A 3222-nucleotide genomic window follows, 5' to 3' on the forward strand; every position below is an offset into this window, starting at 1 on the left:
GCCCACCACCAGGGCCAGCAGCCCCACACCCACGCCGATCCACGGCGACGCGGTGAGGTAGGCCGCCAGCACGCCGGTGGCCAGGGGCGCAGCCACGGTGCCGAGCTTGTTGCCCAAGATTTCGCGCAGCAGCAGGTTCAGGAACAAGGCCCCGAACCCAAGCAGGGCCAGGGTGTCGGTCCAGTCGTCGGCACCGGTCGAGCCCGTCGCACCGCTGGCCGGCAGGGGCAGGATCTCGCCCTTCAGCTGGGCGATGATCGCGTCCACCCCGGCGTTCAGGCCGGCGGCGTAGTCGCCTTGCTTGAAATGCGGGGCGATGGACTGGTCGATGATGCGCCTGGCCACCAGGTCGGGGATGGCGCCTTCCACCGCCTTCATGGTGGCGATGCGCAACCGCCGATCGTTCTTGGCCACCACCAGCAGCACGCCGTCGCCGACCTCGCGGCGGCCAATCTTCCAGGCATCGCCCAGGCGCTGGCTGTAGTCGGCGATGTCCTCCGGCGCGGTGCTGGGCACCAGCACCACCACCACCTGGCTGCCGCGTTCGCGCTCGAAGGCGGCGAGCTTGTCTTCCAGGGCCTGGCGTTCGGCGGCGCCGAGGGTGGCGGTCTGGTCGATGACGCGGGCCGTCAGGGGCGGCACGGGCAACAGGTCCTGCGCCAGCGCCGGCCAGGCCGTCCACAGCAGAACGAACCACCACAGCCAGCACCACCCGCCCAGGCAGCGCGCACCGCAAGCTCCCACCCGGCCTGCCACCGGTCCACCCCAGGCACGCGCGGCCCCGACAGCGAAAGGCAAGGAGCGCAGGATCACGGCCGGGTCACTTTTTCTGGAAATCGACCTGAGGCGGGACGCTCAGGGCGGCCTCGTTGGCCACGCTGAAGTTGGCCTTGGGGCTGTAGCCGAACACCATGGCGGTGAGGTTGCTGGGGAAGCTGCGCGCCAGCACGTTGTAGTCCTGCACCGACTGGATGTAGCGGTTGCGCGCCACGGTGATGCGGTTTTCGGTGCCTTCTAGCTGCACCCGCAGGTCGCCGAAACCCTGGTTGGCCTTGAGGTTGGGGTACTGCTCCGACACCACCAGCAGGCGGCTGAGGGCGCTGCCCAGCTCGCCCTGGGCGGCCTGGAAGCGTTGCATGGCCTGCGGGTCGTTGAGCATGTCGGGGGTGACCTGGATGGCGGTGGCGCGGGAACGCGCCTCGATCACGCGGGTCAGCGTCTCCTGCTCGAACGCGGCCTCGCCCTTGACGGTGGCCACCAGGTTGGGCACCAGGTCGGCGCGGCGCTGGTACTGGTTGAGCACCTCGGCCCAGGCCGAGACGGTCTGTTCGTCCAGGCGCTGGAAGTCGTTGTAGCCGCAGCCACCGAGCGCGGCGGACAGGGTCAGGGCCAGCGCCCAACGGGTGGTTCTCGCTTGCATGGGTACCTCGCAATCTGCCGACCCGACCGGCGGCGTGAACACCGCACCGGAGCCGATGCGCCATGTTAACGGACGGCCATGACCGCGCCTGCTGGAACCACCCCCATCGGCTGGGAAGCGGCGCGCTCGGCGGCCTCGCGCCGGGCCCAGGTGCGCTCGTGGAAGAAGTAGGCCACGGCCTGCACGGTGGGTTCGAGGATGCTCAGGGTCAGGGCCGCCCAGAGTTGGCCGGTGACGGCGTAGGCGACCGTGGCCGCCACGGCGATGTGCATCACGTAGTAGCTGCCGGTCTTCATGAGGGTGCGGCGGTGGGAGCGGGTGAAGTGCTGGAGGCGTGCCATGGTGGGACTCCTGTCGAGGGGGATGGAGAAATGGTAGCCATTCTCATTTCTATAGGCAATCGATGGCGTCTATTTGATTGATAGCGTCAATGACCAGACTTCTACAATCTGGGCCATTCCCTCAAGCCCCCTGCTCACCATGAAATTTCTGCGCTTCTCCGACATCTGCGCCAGCGGTCAGGCCACTGGCAAACGCGTCTTCATCCGTGCCGACCTGAACGTACCGCAAGACGACGATGGCAACATCACCGAGGACACGCGCATCCGCGCCTCGCTGCCGGCCATCCAGATGGCGCTGGACGCCGGGGCCGCGGTGATGGTGACCTCGCACCTGGGCCGCCCGACCGAGGGCGAGTTCAAGCCCGAAGACACGCTGGCCCCGGTGGCCAAGCGCCTGGGCGAGCTGCTGGGCCGCGAGGTGCCGCTGGTGCAGAACTGGGTGGACGGCGGCTTTGCCGTGGCCCCGGGCCAGGTGGTGCTGCTGGAGAACTGCCGCCTGAACGTGGGCGAGAAAAAGAACAAGCCCGAGCTGGCCGCCAAGCTGGGCGCGCTGTGCGACGTGTTCGTGCACGACGCCTTCGGCACCGCCCACCGCGCCGAGGCCACCACCTACGGCATCGCCGAAACCGCCCCCATCGCCTGCGCCGGCCCGCTGCTGGCAGCCGAGATGGACGCCATCACCCAGGCGCTGGAAAACCCGGCGCGCCCGCTGGTGGCCATCGTCGGTGGCTCCAAGGTCAGCACCAAGCTGTCCATCCTGAAAACCCTGGCCAGCAAGGTGGACCAGCTGATCGTGGGCGGCGGCATCGCCAACACCTTCCTGCTGGCCGCGGGCAAGCGCATCGGCGATTCGCTGGCCGAGCCCGAGATGGTGCGCGAGGCGCAGCAGGTGATGGACATCATGAAGGAACGCGGCGCCGAGGTGCCGCTGCCGGTGGACGTGGTGGTGGCCGACGAAGTCTCGGCGCTGGCGCGCGCCAACCGCATCCCGGTGGACGACGTGGCCCCGCACGACCGCATCCTGGACGTGGGCCCCAAAACCTCGGCCAAGCTGACCGAGATCATCGCCCACGCCGGCACCATCGTCTGGAACGGCCCGGTGGGCGTGTTTGAGTACCCGCAGTTCGCCGGCGGCACCAAGATGATGGCCTCGGCCATCGCCCACTCCGAGGCGTTTTCCATCGCCGGTGGCGGCGACACGCTGGCCGCCATCGCCAAGTACCACATCACCGACGAGGTGGACTACATCAGCACCGGCGGCGGCGCCTTCCTGGAGGTGCTGGAGGGCAAGACGCTACCGGCGTTTGAGGTGCTGGCCAAGCGCGCCTGAGGCGTCGCCCGCCCCGCAGCCACCGCGCGCCGGCACCCGCCGGGCGCGGTTTTTTTGCGCCCGGCGTGGCAGGCGCTCAGGCGGGCAGGGTGAACAGCGGCAGGTCGTGCGCGGTGGCCAGCCGGTCGAGC

4 protein-coding genes are annotated in these 3222 nt (G+C 69.1%); 1 reads left to right on the forward strand and 3 read right to left on the reverse strand.

What is annotated here, in order from left to right; translation table 11 throughout:
* The 3 genes from CON77_RS10925 to CON77_RS10935 form a co-directional block, all read right to left on the reverse strand.
* Positions 1-642, reverse strand: a 642-nt coding sequence (locus CON77_RS10925; protein ID WP_232788500.1) for a TPM domain-containing protein, incomplete at its 3' end; no start/stop codon positions are given.
* 178 nt (positions 643-820) lie between these two features.
* Positions 821-1420 (reverse strand): LemA family protein, encoded by a 600-nt coding sequence (locus CON77_RS10930; RefSeq protein ID WP_101049175.1) that lies wholly within the window; start codon positions 1418-1420, stop codon positions 821-823.
* Between the two features lie 65 nt (positions 1421-1485).
* Positions 1486-1761 carry a DUF2061 domain-containing protein gene (locus CON77_RS10935; protein WP_101049176.1) on the reverse strand — a complete coding sequence of 92 codons (276 nt, stop codon included), beginning with the start codon at positions 1759-1761 and terminating at the stop codon, positions 1486-1488.
* 139 nt (positions 1762-1900) lie between these two features.
* Between CON77_RS10935 and CON77_RS10940 the strand changes: the two genes are divergently transcribed.
* A complete protein-coding gene (locus CON77_RS10940; RefSeq protein WP_101049177.1) occupies positions 1901-3091 on the forward strand; it encodes a phosphoglycerate kinase in 1191 nt (396 codons plus the stop codon).
* Positions 3092-3222: the final 131 nt, after the last annotated feature.

The sequence above is a fragment of the Macromonas nakdongensis genome, from assembly GCF_002837145.1.
In the GTDB taxonomy this organism is placed as follows: domain Bacteria; phylum Pseudomonadota; class Gammaproteobacteria; order Burkholderiales; family Burkholderiaceae_C; genus Macromonas_B; species Macromonas_B nakdongensis.